The sequence below is a fragment of the Pseudomonas sp. DF11 genome (genome assembly GCF_058148565.1).
The window spans coordinates 108358-124113 of sequence record NZ_JBYVYN010000005.1; the positions used below are offsets into that span (position 1 = coordinate 108358).

11 protein-coding genes are annotated in these 15756 nt (G+C 61.1%); 6 read left to right on the plus strand and 5 right to left on the minus strand.

What is annotated here, in order from left to right; all coding sequences use genetic code 11:
- Positions 1 to 18: 18 nt before the first annotated feature.
- The 4 genes from AC30D9_RS16590 to AC30D9_RS16605 all read left to right on the plus strand — a co-directional run bounded on the left by AC30D9_RS16590 (position 19) and on the right by AC30D9_RS16605 (position 5938).
- Complete coding sequence (locus AC30D9_RS16590) at positions 19 to 621, plus strand: DsbA family protein (protein WP_307571636.1); 603 nt, start codon at positions 19 to 21, stop codon at positions 619 to 621.
- A complete protein-coding gene (locus AC30D9_RS16595; protein WP_490144416.1) occupies positions 614 to 2440 on the plus strand; it encodes an ABC transporter ATP-binding protein in 1827 nt (608 codons plus the stop codon). The genes AC30D9_RS16590 and AC30D9_RS16595 overlap by 8 nt, the downstream gene beginning before the upstream one ends.
- Before the next feature lie 190 nt (positions 2441 to 2630).
- A complete protein-coding gene (locus AC30D9_RS16600; protein WP_307571505.1) occupies positions 2631 to 5090 on the plus strand; it encodes an EAL domain-containing protein in 2460 nt (819 codons plus the stop codon).
- A gap of 77 nt (positions 5091 to 5167) precedes the next feature.
- A complete protein-coding gene (locus AC30D9_RS16605; protein ID WP_490144417.1) occupies positions 5168 to 5938 on the plus strand; it encodes an iron-containing redox enzyme family protein in 771 nt (256 codons plus the stop codon).
- A 284-nt stretch (positions 5939 to 6222) separates the two neighbouring features.
- Here AC30D9_RS16605 and AC30D9_RS16610 read toward each other — a convergent pair whose 3' ends face one another.
- From AC30D9_RS16610 to AC30D9_RS16630, 5 genes are all read right to left on the minus strand, one after another.
- Complete coding sequence (locus tag AC30D9_RS16610) at positions 6223 to 7149, minus strand: GGDEF domain-containing protein (protein ID WP_109751390.1); 927 nt, start codon at positions 7147 to 7149, stop codon at positions 6223 to 6225.
- Positions 7150 to 7512: 363 nt separating this feature from the next.
- Positions 7513 to 8253: a YciK family oxidoreductase gene (locus AC30D9_RS16615; RefSeq protein WP_109751391.1), complete on the minus strand. Its 741-nt coding sequence runs from the start codon at positions 8251 to 8253 to the stop codon at positions 7513 to 7515.
- A 228-nt stretch (positions 8254 to 8481) separates the two neighbouring features.
- Positions 8482 to 9153, minus strand: a complete 672-nt coding sequence (gene mupP, locus AC30D9_RS16620) for an N-acetylmuramic acid 6-phosphate phosphatase MupP (RefSeq protein WP_307571503.1) — start codon at positions 9151 to 9153, stop codon at positions 8482 to 8484.
- 4 nt (positions 9154 to 9157) lie between these two features.
- Positions 9158 to 9856, minus strand: coding sequence for a bifunctional 2-polyprenyl-6-hydroxyphenol methylase/3-demethylubiquinol 3-O-methyltransferase UbiG (gene ubiG, locus AC30D9_RS16625; RefSeq protein WP_307571502.1), 699 nt, complete (start codon positions 9854 to 9856; stop codon positions 9158 to 9160).
- 61 nt (positions 9857 to 9917) lie between these two features.
- Entirely contained in the window at positions 9918 to 11249 is a 1332-nt protein-coding gene (locus AC30D9_RS16630) for a TRZ/ATZ family hydrolase (RefSeq protein ID WP_490144418.1), read from the minus strand.
- 106 nt (positions 11250 to 11355) lie between these two features.
- On the opposite strand from AC30D9_RS16630, the gene mtnA reads away from it, so the two are divergent.
- Both mtnA and gyrA read left to right on the plus strand, forming a co-directional pair.
- Entirely contained in the window at positions 11356 to 12432 is a 1077-nt protein-coding gene (gene mtnA, locus AC30D9_RS16635; RefSeq protein ID WP_134923337.1) for an S-methyl-5-thioribose-1-phosphate isomerase, read from the plus strand.
- A gap of 445 nt (positions 12433 to 12877) precedes the next feature.
- Positions 12878 to 15541, plus strand: a complete 2664-nt coding sequence (gene gyrA / locus AC30D9_RS16640; protein WP_307571499.1) for a DNA gyrase subunit A — start codon at positions 12878 to 12880, stop codon at positions 15539 to 15541.
- The last annotated feature ends 215 nt before the right edge of the window (positions 15542 to 15756 follow it).

Sequence of the window (15756 nt, forward strand, 5' to 3'; positions counted from 1 at the left end):
CTCTATGTGATGGACCCGATGTGTTCCTGGTGCTGGGGCTTTGCACCGGTGGCCGAGGCGTTGGTGGAGCAGGCGCAGGCCGCAGGGGTAGAGTTGCACCTGGTGGTGGGCGGTTTGCGCACTGGCAGCGGTTCGGCGCTGGAGCCGACCACCCGTCGCTACATTCTTGAACATTGGCAAGCTGTCACCCAGGCCACCGGCCAGCCCTTCAAGCTTGAAGGTGCGTTGCCGGACGGTTTCGTCTACGACACCGAGCCTGCCTGCCGTGCACTGGTGACGGCCCGCAGCCTGGCCCCGGACCTGGCCTGGAAGCTGTTGAAGCTGATCCAGGAAGCCTTTTATGTGCAAGGCCGTGACGTCACCCACGCCAGCGTCCTGGTGGAACTGGCCGAACAGGCCGGGCTGCCACGCATCGAATTCGCCGCGGCTTTCGACCGCGCCGACCAACATGCGGCTACCGCTGCGGATTTCACCTGGGTGCAGGACTTGGGCATTGCCGGGTTTCCCACGCTGTTGGCCGAGCGTGACGGCCAGTTGGCCTTGCTGACCAACGGATATCAGCCCCTGAGCCAGCTGTCGCCTTTGCTGGGCCGTTGGCTCGAGCGCGCGGCCTGTGCCTGAGCGGCCGCAAGCTGCATCGGCTTCGCCGCGCATCGACCGGCTGAGCTGGGCGGAAATCCGCCGCCTGGCCCTCAAACATAAAAAAGCCCTGTGGATCGCTAACGGCGTGGCGGTGCTGGCGACGCTGTGCAGCGTGCCGATCCCGTTGCTGTTGCCATTGCTGGTCGACGAGGTGTTGCTGGGGCATGGCGATGCGGCCTTGAAAGTCATGAACCATGCATTGCCCATGGAATGGCAGCGCGCTGCCGGTTATATCGGGCTGATGTTGCTTGTGACCCTGGCCCTGCGCTGTGGCGCATTGCTGTTCAACGTGGTGCAGGCGCGCCTGTTCGCCAGGTTGGCCAAGGACATCGTCTATCGCATTCGCATCCGGCTGATCGAGCGTCTCAAGCGAATTTCCCTGGGCGAGTACGAAAGCCTGGGCAGCGGCACCGTGGCAGCTCACCTGGTCACCGACCTGGACACCCTCGACAAATTCATCGGCGAAACTCTCAGCCGTTTCCTGGTGGCGATGTTGACCCTGGTGGGCACGGCCGGGATCCTGGTATGGATGCACTGGGAACTGGCGCTGTTGATCCTGCTGTTCAACCCGCTGGTGATCTACGCCACGGTGCAGTTGGGCAAGCGAGTCAAGCACCTCAAGAAACTGGAGAACGACAGCACCTCGCGCTTCACCCAGGCCTTGACCGAAACCCTGGATGCCATCCAGGAAGTGCGCGCCGGTAACCGCCAGGGTTATTTCCTTGGCCGCTTGGGGATGCGTGCCAAGGAGGTCCGTGATTACGCCGTGAGTTCGCAGTGGAAAACCGATGCCTCGAACCGCGCCAGTGGTTTGCTGTTCCAGTTCGGCATCGACATTTTCCGCGCGGCGGCCATGCTTACCGTGGTGTTTTCCGACTTGTCGATCGGCCAGATGCTGGCGGTGTTCAGCTACCTCTGGTTCATGATCGGTCCGGTCGAGCAACTGCTCAATCTGCAATACGCCTTTTATGCCGCCGGCGGCGCCTTGAACCGGATCAATGAACTGCTGGCCCGGGCCGACGAGCCTCAGTACACGGGTGTCGTCGATCCGTTCAAGGGGCGTGACACCGTGGGTATCGATATCCAGGGGTTGAGTTTCGGTTACGGCGAAGAGCTGGTGCTCAACCAGTTGAACCTGTCCATCTCGCCGGGCGAGAAAGTCGCTATCGTCGGCGCCAGCGGCGGTGGCAAGAGTACCTTGGTGCAGTTGCTGCTGGGGTTGTATACGCCGCAGTCAGGCAGCATTCGTTTCGGTGGAGCCACGCAACAGGAGATCGGCCTGGAGACCATCCGGGAGAATGTTGCAGTGGTGTTGCAACATCCGGCGCTGTTCAATGACACGGTGCGGGCCAACCTCGCCATGGGCCGTGCGTGCAGTGACGACGATTGCTGGCGGGCACTGGAAATCGCCCAGCTCGATGCCACCGTACGGGCGCTGCCCCAGGGCCTGGAGAGTGTAGTAGGGCGTTCCGGGGTGCGGTTGTCGGGCGGGCAGCGTCAACGGCTGGCCATCGCCCGCATGGTACTGGCCAACCCCCGGGTGGTGATTCTCGACGAGGCCACCTCGGCACTGGATGCTGCCACCGAGTACAACCTTCACCAGGCCCTGGCGCGCTTCTTGAGTGCACGCACCACGCTGATCATCGCCCACCGGCTCTCGGCGGTGAAGCAGGCCGATCGGGTGTTGGTGTTCGACGGAGGGCAAATCGCCGAGGACGGCGACCATTTACAGTTGATTGCCGAGGGCGGCCTCTACGCCCGACTTTACGGTCACTTGCAACAGATACAGCAGCCTTGAGTTTGCGCAGCTTTTCTGCGCTTAGTATCGGAAAAAAAGCAGGCAAACCCGCCGATTTTTCCGAATTCCACGCAAAGCCTATCGATCTGTTCATTCATTCGTTCGAACGGTTGAAAACTAGCCTAGGCTATTGAGTCAGGAGCGGAATTCTGGCGGGTGTTCGTCCGGCAATACCTGTGCAAGGGACCTCATGAAGCAAAAGCAGACTCTCGGAACACCTCGGCTGCTGGGCATCGTCTGGCCCTTTATCGCCGTTGTGCTATTTCAGGCATTGCTTGGCGGCGTCAGTCTTTACGTGCTGTCCGCCGTTCGCGGCTACGTGGCGGGGGAGAGTCTCTGGTCCAAAGGCCAGAAAGACGCCATCTATTACCTCAATCTGTACGCCGACAGTCGCGACGAGGCGATCTTCCGCAAATACCAGCAAGCCATCGCCGTCCCCGAGGGCGGCCATGAACTGCGGGTGGCGCTGGACCGCGAACCGCCGGACCTGGAAGCAGCGAGGGCCGGCATCCTCAAGGGCGGCAATCACCCGGACGATGTGTCGAGCCTGATCTGGCTCTATCTGAATTTCCGTCACTTCAGCTACCTGGAAGAAGCCATCGATCTCTGGACGGTGGGCGACGGCTACCTGATCGAGCTGGACGACGTCGCCCGGCAGATGCACGGCAGCATTAATGCAGGCCTGGCGTCGGAGCTGGATATCCGCGGCTGGAAGGCCCAGATCTTTGCGATCAACGACTCCGTCACCCCGGCCGCCAAGGCCTTCAGCGATGCACTGGGCGAGGGGTCGCGTTTCATCCTGCGACTCTTGCTGGTGACCAATTTCGCCACCGCCCTCGGGTTGATCGTCCTGGCGTTGTTGCGTACCCATAAACTGCTGGCCCAGCGGCAAGTGTTCGCCAATGCGCTGCAGATGGAAAAAGAACGGGCACAGATCACCCTGCAATCCATTGGCGACGGGGTCATCACCACTGACGTCGAGGGTGCCATCGCCTACATGAACCCCGCTGCCGAGGCGATGACCCATTGGAAAACCGAACACGCCACGGGCCTGCCCCTGGCCGCGCTGTTCAATTTGCTCGATGACAATGCCCAGACCGAGGGGCTGACCCTGATCGAGCACATCCTCAGCGGTCGGCTCAGCGGCGCCAGCGAGCATTCGAAACTGATCCAGCGCCTGGACGGCAGCACCGTATCGGTCACCCTGGTGGGCGCGCCGATCCGTCATGCGGGCAAGGTCAGCGGCGCCGTGCTGGTGCTGCATGACATGACCCAGGAGCGTCAATACATCGCCAACCTGTCGTGGCAGGCCACCCATGACGCCCTGACTGGCCTGGCGAACCGCCGGGAGTTCGAGTATCGCCTCGAGCAGGCTTTGCACAACCTTACCCGCCAGGTCGGGCGCCATGCCTTGATGTTTCTCGACCTGGACCAGTTCAAGCTGGTCAACGACACCTGCGGCCATGCCGCGGGCGACGAATTGTTGCGGCATATCTGCGCCTTGCTGCAATCAGGCCTGCGGGAAAACGACACCCTGGCCCGGTTGGGCGGGGATGAGTTCGGGATCTTGCTGGAAAACTGTTCGCCGGAAGCGGCGGAAAAGATCGCCGAAGGGCTGCGTCAGACCGTGCAGAACCTGCACTTTGTCTGGAAGGGTCGGCCGTTCGTGACCACCGTGAGCATCGGCCTGGTGCATATCGCCCAGACGCCGACCACCCTGGAGGCGTCCCTGCGGGCTGCCGACATGGCCTGCTACATGGCCAAGGAAAAGGGGCGCAATCGGGTCCAGGTCTATCATGCCGACGACTCGGAGCTGTCCCTGCGCTTTGGCGAGATGGCCTGGGTTCAGCGCTTGCACATGGCCCTGGAGGAAAATCGCTTCTGCCTCTATGCCCAGGAAATCGCCGCGCTGGGGCCGGGCGATCATGGTGGCGGGCACATTGAAATCCTGCTGCGCCTGCACGATGAAGCCGGCCGGATGATCCTGCCGGACAGTTTCATTCCCGCGGCGGAACGTTATGGCCTGATGACGTCCCTGGACCGTTGGGTGGTAGAGAATGTCTTCAAGATCATCCGCCAGTGCCTGAATGATTCGCGACAGGGGCCCATGGCGATGTGTGCGATCAATCTGTCAGGCACTACTATCGGAGATCAGGCGTTTCTTGATTTCCTGCGTAAACAGTTCGCGGCCTACTCGATTCCGCCAGAAATGATTTGTTTTGAAATTACAGAAACCAGCGCTATTTCGAATTTGGGCAGTGCAATCCGCTTTATCAATGAACTCAAGAGCTTGGGATGTTACTTCTCGCTGGATGACTTTTGCGCCGGAATGTCTTCATTCGCTTACCTGAAACATTTACCTGTAGACTTCCTGAAGATCGATGGGAGTTTCGTAAAGGATATGCTGGACGACCCGATTAACCGTGCAATGGTCGAAGTGATCAATCACATCGGCCACGTCATGGGTAAGCGCACGATTGCCGAGTTTGTTGAAACCGCCCAGATCGAGCAGGCATTGCTGGAGATTGGGGTGGACTATGCTCAGGGGTATGTGATCGAACGCCCGCAATTGTTTACCTGCGACACGTTGCAATGTCGGCCGGCCCGGCCCCAGCCGTTGTTATTCAAGGCCCCCGGCACGTTCCGCTGAACCTCTTGTTGATCCGGAAAATCACAATCAAAAGGAGCCCGACAGTGATCGACACATTCAACCGAACAGGCCCGCTCATGGACCCCACGAGCTATCCGAAATGGGCACAGCAGCTCATTACCGATTGCAGCGAGAGCAAGCGCCGGGTTGTCGAACACGAACTGTATCAGCGCATGCGCGACAACAAGCTCAGCGCCAGGACCATGCGCCACTACCTCATCGGTGGTTGGCCGGTCGTCGAACAGTTCGCTTTATACATGGCACAGAACCTCACCAAGACCCGCTTCGCCCGCCATCCCGGCGAGGACATGGCGCGTCGCTGGCTGATGCGTAATATTCGTGTCGAACTCAACCACGCCGACTACTGGGTAAACTGGAGCGCCGCCCATGGCGTGAGCCTGGAAGACCTGCAAGCCCAGCATGTGCCACCCGAGCTTCATGCCTTGAGCCACTGGTGCTGGCACACCAGCTCCTCGGATTCGCTGATCGTGGCCATCGCCGCGACCAACTATGCCATTGAGGGGGCGACGGGAGAGTGGTCGGCGCTGGTGTGTTCCACTGGCGTCTATGCGGCGGCTTTCGCCGAGGAAGATCGCAAGCGGGCCATGAAATGGCTGAAGATGCATGCCCAGTATGATGACGCCCACCCTTGGGAAGCCCTGGAAATCATCTGTACGCTGGCGGGGATGAATCCGAGCAAGGCCCTGCAAACGGAGCTGCGCCAAGCCGTGTGCAAGAGCTACGACTACATGTACCTGTTCCTGGAGCGTTGCATGCAACTGGAGCAGTCGGAGTCTGTGGGAAAATCTTCTTCCACCCGTGAGCGCCTGGCGCTGGCCGGGAGCTGATTTCTTCCGCTACCGATAGCGACACCCCATGTGGGAGCGAGCCTGCTCGCGAAGAGGTCTGACAGTCGACGGGGAGGTTGACGGCTAGACCATTATCGCGAGCAAGCTCGCTCCCACAGTTGTTTTGGATGAGTGGCTGGCCGGTGGTTGCCGCAAGACTTTGTGGGAGCGGGCTTGCTCGCGAAGACTTCGGTGCATTCAACATATCCATAGGCTGGCCCACCGCTTTCGCGAGCAAGCCCGCTCCCACAAAGATGTCGGTGTTTTTACATTCTCTCGTTGTTTCAGCCTGCCATCGCCAGTCGATTGCGTCCTTCGCGCTTGGCTACATACAGCGCGCTGTCGGCCCTGCGCAGCAGGCTTTCCGAGGACTCCCCCGGTAGCAACGTCGCGCAACCCAGGCTCACCGTCAGTTCGATCCGTGTGCCAGCGGCGAAATAATCCTGGGCCTGGGCGGCATAACGCAGCCGTTCACCGACCATGGCCGCAGCGTCGCGGCTGGTATTGGCCAGCAGGATCAGAAACTCTTCACCGCCGAACCTGAACACCATGTCCACGTTGCGCAGTTGGCTCTTGATCGACTCGGCCACGGCCTTGAGTACTTCGTCGCCGACGCCATGCCCATGGCTGTCGTTGATACGCTTGAAATGATCGATGTCGAGCATCAGCAGCGACAAGGGTTGTAGATGCCGCCGGGCCATGTCGATTTCACGAACCAGGGTCTGGTCCATGGCGATGCGGTTACCGGTGCCGGTCAGCGGATCGCGTAGCGCGCTTTGAGTGGCGGCTCGATAAAGCAGGGCGTTGCGCAATGGATACAGCAGTGTCGAGAGCACCGATTCCAAGTCGGCCTGTTCCGCCTCAGAGAAACGTTGGTTGCGCCGGAATACCAACTCGCCCAAGTGTTCGCCTTCATGGCTGAGGTTGTAGCTGAGGGTGTGATGGCCCCGCTGCCCGAGTTCGAGACGCAGATCGCTGGGCTTGTGTTGATAGGCCAATGCATCCAGGGGCACCAATCGCTGAACTTCCCGGAAAAACAGGCCCAGGATGCGTTGTGGTTCCAGGCTGGTCTGCAATTGTTGGCCCAGTTGCTTGCGCAATTGCGAAAGGCTGACCGAGCGTGGCACGAGCGGCGACGGCTGGCCGAAGCCCAGGCGCTGCAACTTGGCGCTGTCGAAGTCTATCGCGTTGATCTGGGTGGGCGTTTTCATTTGGCGTTAGCCCCTAAGCTAAATCTGTCCTGCCGGGCTGGGTGATGCCGCTTAAGGTAGCGTGTCGTACTGATCCTTCAGTCCCGTAGGACATCTGATTTGAGTTTAGACCGCTTTCCCTGTCAGGCGTAAGACTCGTCTCAACGTCCGTTCCCCGCCGAACATGGCGTGTTTGAGGATATTTAGAGCGAAAGTCGTGCCATTCAGTTCACTAGAATAAAAACCGATAGAAATCAATGAATTGATGATCAGGGGCGAACGCCGCGTCAGCATTTGGGCGGCGTGGGCTTGGCGTTTCGCCTGGTAGGCGATTGAAGGAGCGCGCGTCGCGACGGTAAATCGTCGCGACGCGGAGAAAGGCAGTTATTGCGCGTTGAAGGCTTGGCCGTTGATACCGGTACTGTCCGGGCCCATGAGGTACAGATAGACCGGCATGATCTCTTCAGGCGTCGGATTGTTGAGCGGGTTTTCCCCCGGATAGGCCTGGGCACGCATGCTGGTGCGGGTAGCGCCGGGGTTGATGCTGTTGGCGCGCACTGCGGCGACGGTATCGACTTCGTCGGCCAGGGTCTGCATCAGCCCTTCGGTGGCGAACTTGGACACCCCATAGGCGCCCCAGTACGCCCGGCCCTTGCGCCCGACGCTGCTGGAGGTGAACACCACGGACGCATCCTTGGACAGCTTGAGCAGGGGCAGCAAGGTGCTGGTGAGCATGAACATGGCGTTGACGTTCACATGCATCACGCGCATGAAGTTCTCGCCGGACAACTGTTCCAGCGGTGTGCGCGGGCCGATGATCGAAGCGTTGTGCAGCAGGCCGTCCAGATGACCGAACTCGGTTTCGATCATCGCCGCCAGTTCATCGTACTGATGAGGCAACGCCGTTTCGAGGTTGAACGGGATTACCGCCGGCTGCGGATGACCGGCCGCCTCGATTTCATCGTAGACCTGGGTCAGGTTGGCTTCGGTCTTGCCCAGCAACAGCACGGTGGCGCCATGGGCGGCGTAGGCTTTCGCTGCAGCGGCACCGATCCCGCGACCGGCGCCGGTGACCAGAATCACCCGGCCATTGAGCAGGTCGGGACGGGCGGAATAATCAAACATAAAAGAACCTCACGAAACATAACGATGCGTGGTGATGCACTGTGTGGCAACGGGGCTTGATTTGTGGCGAGGGGATTTATCCCCGCTGAGGCGCGAAGCGCCTCCACAAGCTCTCTACCACCGCGGTGTATCAAGTAAGGCGAAGAGGGGCCGCTTCGCGACCCAGCGGGGATAAATCCCCTCGCCACAACAAGCTCCCCTGCTGCAAAGAGCGGTGTCTGGCTCAGATCAGCAACTGCACAACGCGTTGTCCAGCACCTCGCGCAGCGCCAGCGGGTGATCGATCACTACATCCGCGCCCCAGTGCCGGGGGTTGTCGTCCGGGTGGATGTAGCCGTAGGTCACTGCACAGGTCTTGGTGCCGGCGCTGCGCCCGGACTCGATGTCCCGCAGGTCGTCGCCCACGAACAGTACGCTGGCCGGGTCCAGGTCGAGCATCTTGCACGCCAGGGTCAGCGGTTCGGGGTCCGGCTTGCTGTTTTTCACGTGGTCGGGGCAGATCAGCACTTTCGAACGTTCGGCCAGGCCCAGTTGCTGCATGATCGGCTCGGCGAAACGCACCGGTTTGTTGGTGACCACGCCCCAGATCAAGTTGGCCGCTTCGATATCGGCCAGCACCTGGGCCATGCCGTCGAACAAGTGGCTGTGGACCGCGCACCCCTTGAGGTAGCGCTCGAGGAATTCCTGGCGCAGCTCCTCGAACCCTGGTGATTCCGGGTCCATGGAAAAGGTCACCGCGACCATCGCCCGGGCGCCGCCGGAAATCTCGTCGCGAATGTGCTGCGTGTTCATCGGTGGCAAGCCACGGTCGGCGCGCATGGCCTGGCAGATGGCGATGAAATCCGGCGCGGTGTCGAGCAGCGTGCCGTCCATGTCGAAGAGAACCGCTTTGAGACGCATCGACTTATTCCTCGCGCAGGGTCTGGATCATGTAGTTGACGTCAACATCGGCGGCCAGTTTGTAGTGCTTGGTCAGCGGGTTGTAGGTCAGGCCAATGATGTCCTTGACGGTCAGCCCGGCCATGCGGCTCCAGGCGCCCAGCTCGGAAGGGCGGATGAATTTCTTGAAGTCGTGGGTGCCGCGTGGCAGCAGCTTCATGATGTATTCGGCGCCGATGATGGCGAACAAGTAGGCTTTCGGGTTGCGGTTGATCGTGGAGAAGAACACTTGGCCGCCGGGCTTGACCATGCGGAAGCAGGCGCGGATGACCGATGACGGGTCCGGGACGTGCTCGAGCATTTCCAGGCAGGTGACCACGTCGAATTGACCGGGCATTTCTTCGGCCAGGGCTTCGGCGGTGATCTGCCGGTATTCCACGTTGACGCCGGATTCCAGCTGGTGCAGTTGCGCAACCGCCAGCGGCGCTTCGCCCATGTCGATGCCCATTACCGTGGCCCCGCGCTGGGCCATGGCCTCGCTGAGGATGCCGCCGCCGCAACCGACGTCGAGGACCTTCTTGCCGGCCAGGTTGACCCGTTCGTCAATCCAGTTGACCCGCAGCGGGTTGATGTCATGCAGCGGTTTGAATTCGCTTTCACGGTCCCACCAGCGATGGGCCAGGGCTTCGAATTTGGCGATTTCGGCGTGGTCGACGTTGCTCATGTGCAGATCCTCGAAAAGCTTGGAAAATCAGGTGCCCCGAGCCGCGGCTCAAGGGGCGTGGTTATTCGTTGTGACCGCTGATGCGGCGACCCCAGGCCTGGGCCGTGGCGATCAGGCTTGATTCGTCCATGCGAGTCAGCCGGCCATCCTCCAGTAACGGCTTGCCGCCCACCCACAAGTGTTTGACGCAATCGCGACCGGTGGCATAGATCAACTGCGACACCGGGTCGTAGATCGGCTGCTGGGCCAGTCCCGACAGATCGAAGGCCACCAGGTCGGCGGCCTTGCCCACTTCCAGCGAGCCGACTGTCGCCTCGATGCCCAGCGCCCTGGCGCCATTGAGCGTGGCCATGCGCAGTGCCCGATGGGCATCCAGAGCGGTGGCCGAGCCGGCGACGGCCTTGGCCAGCAGGGCGGCGGTGCGGGTTTCGCCGAGCAGATCCAGGTCGTTGTTGCTCGCCGCGCCGTCGGTACCGAGGGCGACATTGACGCCTGCCTGCCACAGGCGCTCCACCGGGCAGAAGCCGCTGGCCAGCTTCAGGTTCGATTCGGGGCAATGAATCACGCTGCAATTGCTTTCTACCAGCAAGGCCTGGTCTTCATCGCTGATCTGAGTCATGTGCACGGCCTGAAAGCGCGGTCCCAGCAGGCCCAGTCGCCCCAGGCGCGCCATCGGCCGCTCGGCGGTGTTATCCACAGCCTGCTGCACTTCGAAGGCGGTTTCGTGAACATGCATATGAATGGCCGCGTCCAGTTCCTCGGCGATCACGCGGATTTTCTCCAGGTTCTCGTCGCCCACCGTGTAGGGCGCGTGCGGGCCGAATGCGACTTTGATCCGTGGATGGTGCTTGAGGTCGCCAAACAATTCGATGCCCTGACGAATGGCTTCGTCGGCGCTGGCGGCGCCGGGGATTGGGAAGTCGAGGATCGGAATGGCGATTTGCGCACGAATGCCACTGTCGTGGACGCACTCGCTGGCGACCTTGGGGTAGAAATACATGTCGGAGAAGCAGGTGATGCCGCCCTTGATCTGCTCGGCGATTGCCAGGTCGGTGCCATCGCGGACGAAATCTTCATCGACCCATTTGGCTTCAGCCGGCCAGATGTGCTGTTCGAGCCAGGTCATCAAGGGCAAGTCATCGGCCAGGCCGCGAAACAGGGTCATGGCCGCGTGGCCGTGGGCATTGATCAGGCCGGGGCTGAGCAGCATGCCGGGCAGTTCGCGGACCTGGGCGGCGTTGCACTTCAGGGCTTCGGCTCGGGGGCCGATGAACACGATGCAACCGTCGCGAATGCCCAGGCCATGGTCCTTGAGCACTACACCGGCGGGTTCGACAGGCACCAACCAGGTCGGCAGCAATAATAAGTCGAGCGCAACGGCAGGCTTGGGCATCGTGGAACGGTTCCATGGGGTATAAAGGATGGCGAAGTATACCCGAGCGTCTTCGCGGAGGGATCGCTATAATCGGCGGCTTTTGTTCATGAGTGCGGGGTGAAGGATGCGCGATCGACTATTGGCTGCGGAGAAGGTGAAAGCCATCGATTGGCGCGATGGCGTCCTGTACCTGCTGGATCAGCGTAGCTTGCCGTTCGAGGAAAACTGGATCGCCTGCACCTGTGCCGCCGATGTGGCCGAGGCCATTGGCTCGAGGGTGGTGCGCGGTGCGCCGGTCATCGGCATCAGTGCGGCCTATGGGGTCGTGCTGGCAGCACGGGCCAGGATGGCTGAGGGCGGTGACTGGCAAGCGGCGCTGGAGGCTGATTTTGCCTTGCTGGCCGAGGCTCGGCCGACGGCGGCGAACCTCTTCTGGGCGCTGGACCGGATGCGCGATCGGCTGGGGCGCTTGAGAGAGCAAGCCGAGCCGCTGGCGGTGCTTGAGGCCGAAGCCATCGCGATACACGAGAGTGACCGTGAAGCCAACCTGACCATGGCCCAGCTCGGTGTCGACCTGATCCGCAAGCATCAGGGCAATGCCCAGGCCATCCTGACCCATTCCAACACCGGCGCCCTGGCGACCGGCGGCTTCGGCACGGCCTTGGGGGTCATCCGTGGTGCGTATATCGAAGGCATGGTCGAGCGGGTCTATGCCGACGAAACCCGTCCATGGCTGCAAGGCTCGCGCCTGACGGCATGGGAGCTGGCCCGCGAGGGCATCCCGGTGACCCTCAACGCCGATTCCGCCGCCGCCCACATCATGAAGACCAAGGGTGTGACCTGGGTGATTGTCGGTGCCGATTGCATCGCCGCCAATGGTGACGTAGCGAACAAGATCGGCACTTATCAGCTGGCGGTCTGTGCCATGCATCATGGCGTACGCTTCATGGTAGTGGCGCCGAGCTCGACCATCGACATGAGTCTGGCCAGCGGGGATGACATCCCGATCGAGGAGCGCGACGGGCGCGAACTGCTGGAAATCGGTGGCAAGTGGCTTGGCGCGGATGTGGATGCCTTCAATCCGGTATTCGATGTCACCCCGGCGGACCTGATTGATGTCATCGTCACGGAAAAGGGCGTCATCGAGCGCCCGGACTCCGCCAAGCTGGCGCAGTTGATGTGTCGCAAGCGCTTGCACTGAGCCGGTTGTCGTCAGGCATAGCGCTATCGCAAGCAGGCTCACTCCCACATTGGGTCGGTGTTGTGTCCTGAATCCCGGGCATACCAAAACTCACCGTGGTGGCGACCTGCTCGCGATAGCGTCCCAAAAGTCAACAAATGCCTCGCATTTATCCTTCAATTCTTCATCGGCAGCGCTTCTGAGCCCCTCTGGTCCCATATCAGCCTGTCATCGGTCAACTAACTACGCACCATGCGCATCTGGGGGATAGGTGCGTGGCGGCTCTTGTGATAACATCCGGCGGTTTCCAGGGCTGCCTCGCGAGGTGGCCTTTACTGCGCAGATCCATGGCATAACTCGTTGATTTGTCGTAAGTCGCTGCACGGCACTTGTTCTGCAGCGGCGAGCTTCGTTCGTCCCATCTGGATGTGACGAGGTTTCACCAGAAAAAGGAATCAGGCTTCTCATGGGCGAACTGGCCAAAGAAATCCTCCCGGTCAATATCGAAGACGAGCTGAAACAGTCCTACCTCGACTACGCAATGAGCGTAATCGTCGGGCGGGCGCTGCCGGATGCGCGCGATGGCTTGAAGCCCGTGCACCGGCGCGTGCTGTTCGCGATGAGCGAACTGGGCAACGACTTCAACAAGCCGTACAAGAAATCCGCCCGTGTCGTCGGCGACGTGATCGGTAAGTATCACCCCCACGGCGACACTGCCGTGTACGACACCATCGTTCGTATGGCGCAGCCATTCTCCCTGCGCTACCTGCTGGTAGACGGCCAGGGCAACTTCGGTTCCGTGGACGGCGACAACGCCGCGGCCATGCGATACACCGAAGTGCGCATGACCAAGCTGGCCCACGAACTGCTGGCCGACCTGCACAAGGAAACCGTGGACTGGGTGCCGAACTACGACGGCACCGAAATGATCCCGGCGGTCATGCCGACCCGTATCCCGAACCTGCTGGTCAACGGTTCCAGCGGTATCGCCGTGGGCATGGCGACCAACATCCCGCCGCACAACCTCGGTGAAGTCATCGACGGTTGCCTGGCCCTCATCGACAATCCCGAGCTGACCGTCGATGAGCTGATGCAGTACATCCCGGGCCCTGATTTCCCGACCGCCGCGATCATCAATGGTCGTGCCGGCATCATCGAGGCCTACCGCACCGGTCGTGGCCGCATTTACATGCGTGCCCGTTCGACCGTCGAAGACATCGACAAGGTTGGCGGTCGCCAGCAGATCGTCATCACCGAGCTGCCGTACCAGTTGAACAAGGCCCGCCTGATCGAGAAGATCGCCGAGCTGGTGAAAGAGAAGAAGCTCGAAGGCATCACCGAGCTGCGTGACGAATCCGACAAGGACGGCATGCGCGTCGTGATCGAGCTGCGTCGTGGCGAAGTGCCTGAGGTGATCCTCAACAACCTCTACGCCCAGACCCAGCTGCAAAGCGTGTTCGGTATCAACATCGTCGCGCTGATCGACGGCCGTCCGCGGATCCTGAACCTCAAGGACCTGCTGGAAGCCTTCGTGCGTCACCGCCGCGAAGTGGTCACCCGTCGCACGGTGTTCGAACTGCGCAAGGCTCGTGAACGTGGCCACATTCTCGAAGGCCAGGCCGTTGCCCTGTCGAACATCGACCCGGTGATCGCCTTGATCAAGGCTTCGCCAACGCCGTCGGAAGCCAAGGAAGCGCTGGTCAGTACCCCTTGGGAGTCCTCCGCGGTGGTGGCAATGGTCGAGCGCGCCGGCGCCGATTCGTGCCGCCCGGAGAACCTTGATCCGCAATACGGCCTGCGCGATGGCAAGTACTTCCTGTCCCCGGAACAGGCGCAAGCCATCCTGGAACTGCGCCTGCACCGCCTGACCGGCCTGGAGCACGAGAAGCTGCTGGCCGAGTACCAGGAAATCCTCAACCAGATCGGCGAGCTGATCCGCATCCTCAACAGCGCCACGCGCCTGATGGAAGTGATCCGCGAAGAGCTGGAAGTGATTCGCGCCGAATACGGCGACGTGCGCCGCACCGAGATCCTCGATGCGCGCCTGGACCTGACCCTGGGTGACATGATCCCGGAAGAAGAGCGCGTGGTGACCATTTCCCACGGCGGCTACGCCAAGACCCAGCCGCTGGCCGCCTACCAGGCCCAGCGTCGCGGCGGCAAAGGCAAGTCGGCTACAGGCGTCAAGGACGAGGACTACATCGCTCACCTGCTGGTCGCCAACAGTCACACCACGCTGTTGCTGTTCTCCAGCAAGGGCAAGGTGTACTGGCTCAAGACCTACGAAATCCCGGAAGCGTCCCGTGCCGCCCGTGGTCGTCCGCTGGTCAACCTGCTGCCGCTGGACGATGGTGAATACATCACCACCATGCTGCCGGTGGAGGAATACACCGAGGGTCACTACATTTTCATGGCTACCGCCAACGGCACCGTGAAAAAGACCCCGCTGGAATCCTTCAGCCGCCAGCGCAGTGTTGGTCTGATCGCATTGGAACTGGACGAAGGCGACGTGCTGATTTCCGCTGCCATCACCGACGGCGAGCGTGAAGTGATGCTGTTCTCCGACGGTGGCAAGGTGACTCGCTTCAAGGAGTCCGATGTACGTGCCATGGGCCGTACCGCCCGCGGCGTACGCGGCATGCGCCTGCCGGAAGGTCAGAAACTGATTTCCATGCTGATCCCTGAAGAAGGCAGCCAGATCCTTACCGCTTCGGAACGTGGTTATGGCAAGCGCACGGCCATCAGCGAGTTCCCTGAGTACAAGCGTGGCGGCCAGGGCGTGATCGCCATGGTCAGCAACGAGCGTAACGGCCGTCTGGTTGGCGCCGTCCAGGTGCTCGATGGCGAAGAGATCATGTTGATCTCCGACCAGGGCACGCTGGTGCGTACGCGCGTCGCCGAAGTGTCGAGCCTGGGTCGTAACACCCAGGGTGTGACGCTGATCAAGCTGGCCAGCGACGAAACGCTGGTAGGGCTGGAACGAGTCCAGGAGCCGTCGGAAGTCGAGGGCGAGGAACTGGAAAGCGAGGAAGGCACGGCATTCAACGGTACCCTGGGTGCCGATGTCGATGATCTGACCGGCGACCAACCGCTCGACGCTGCCGCAGACGAAGAAGAACCGCAGGACTAAGCGGACAAGCAGGGGGCGGATGAAGATTCGCCCCCTTGTTGTTTGTCCCGTTTGAAAATTTGCGACACTGCGTATTCCCCCTCTGTGGGAGCGAGCCTGCTCGCGATGACGGTGGGTCAGCAGTATTGATATTGACTGACACACTGCAATCGCGAACAGGCTCTCTCCCACATCGGACCCTGCGCAGAACACAAGATTTATGTGACCACCAGATC

What these genes read in the sequence shown, in the direction of transcription:
- AC30D9_RS16590 (WP_307571636.1), top strand. Translation starts at nt 19, where the DNA reads ATGTGTTCCTGGTGCTGGGGCTTTGCACCGGTGGCCGAGGCGTTGGTG.
- AC30D9_RS16600 (WP_307571505.1), top strand. Translation starts at nt 2,631, where the DNA reads ATGAAGCAAAAGCAGACTCTCGGAACACCTCGGCTGCTGGGCATCGTC.
- AC30D9_RS16605 (WP_490144417.1), top strand. Translation starts at nt 5,168, where the DNA reads ATGGACCCCACGAGCTATCCGAAATGGGCACAGCAGCTCATTACCGAT.
- AC30D9_RS16610 (WP_109751390.1), bottom strand. Translation starts at nt 7,149, where the DNA reads ATGAAAACGCCCACCCAGATCAACGCGATAGACTTCGACAGCGCCAAG.
- AC30D9_RS16615 (WP_109751391.1), bottom strand. Translation starts at nt 8,253, where the DNA reads ATGTTTGATTATTCCGCCCGTCCCGACCTGCTCAATGGCCGGGTGATT.
- mupP (WP_307571503.1), bottom strand. Translation starts at nt 9,153, where the DNA reads ATGCGTCTCAAAGCGGTTCTCTTCGACATGGACGGCACGCTGCTCGAC.
- ubiG (WP_307571502.1), bottom strand. Translation starts at nt 9,856, where the DNA reads ATGAGCAACGTCGACCACGCCGAAATCGCCAAATTCGAAGCCCTGGCC.
- AC30D9_RS16630 (WP_490144418.1), bottom strand. Translation starts at nt 11,249, where the DNA reads ATGCCCAAGCCTGCCGTTGCGCTCGACTTATTATTGCTGCCGACCTGG.
- mtnA (WP_134923337.1), top strand. Translation starts at nt 11,356, where the DNA reads ATGCGCGATCGACTATTGGCTGCGGAGAAGGTGAAAGCCATCGATTGG.
- gyrA (WP_307571499.1), top strand. Translation starts at nt 12,878, where the DNA reads ATGGGCGAACTGGCCAAAGAAATCCTCCCGGTCAATATCGAAGACGAG.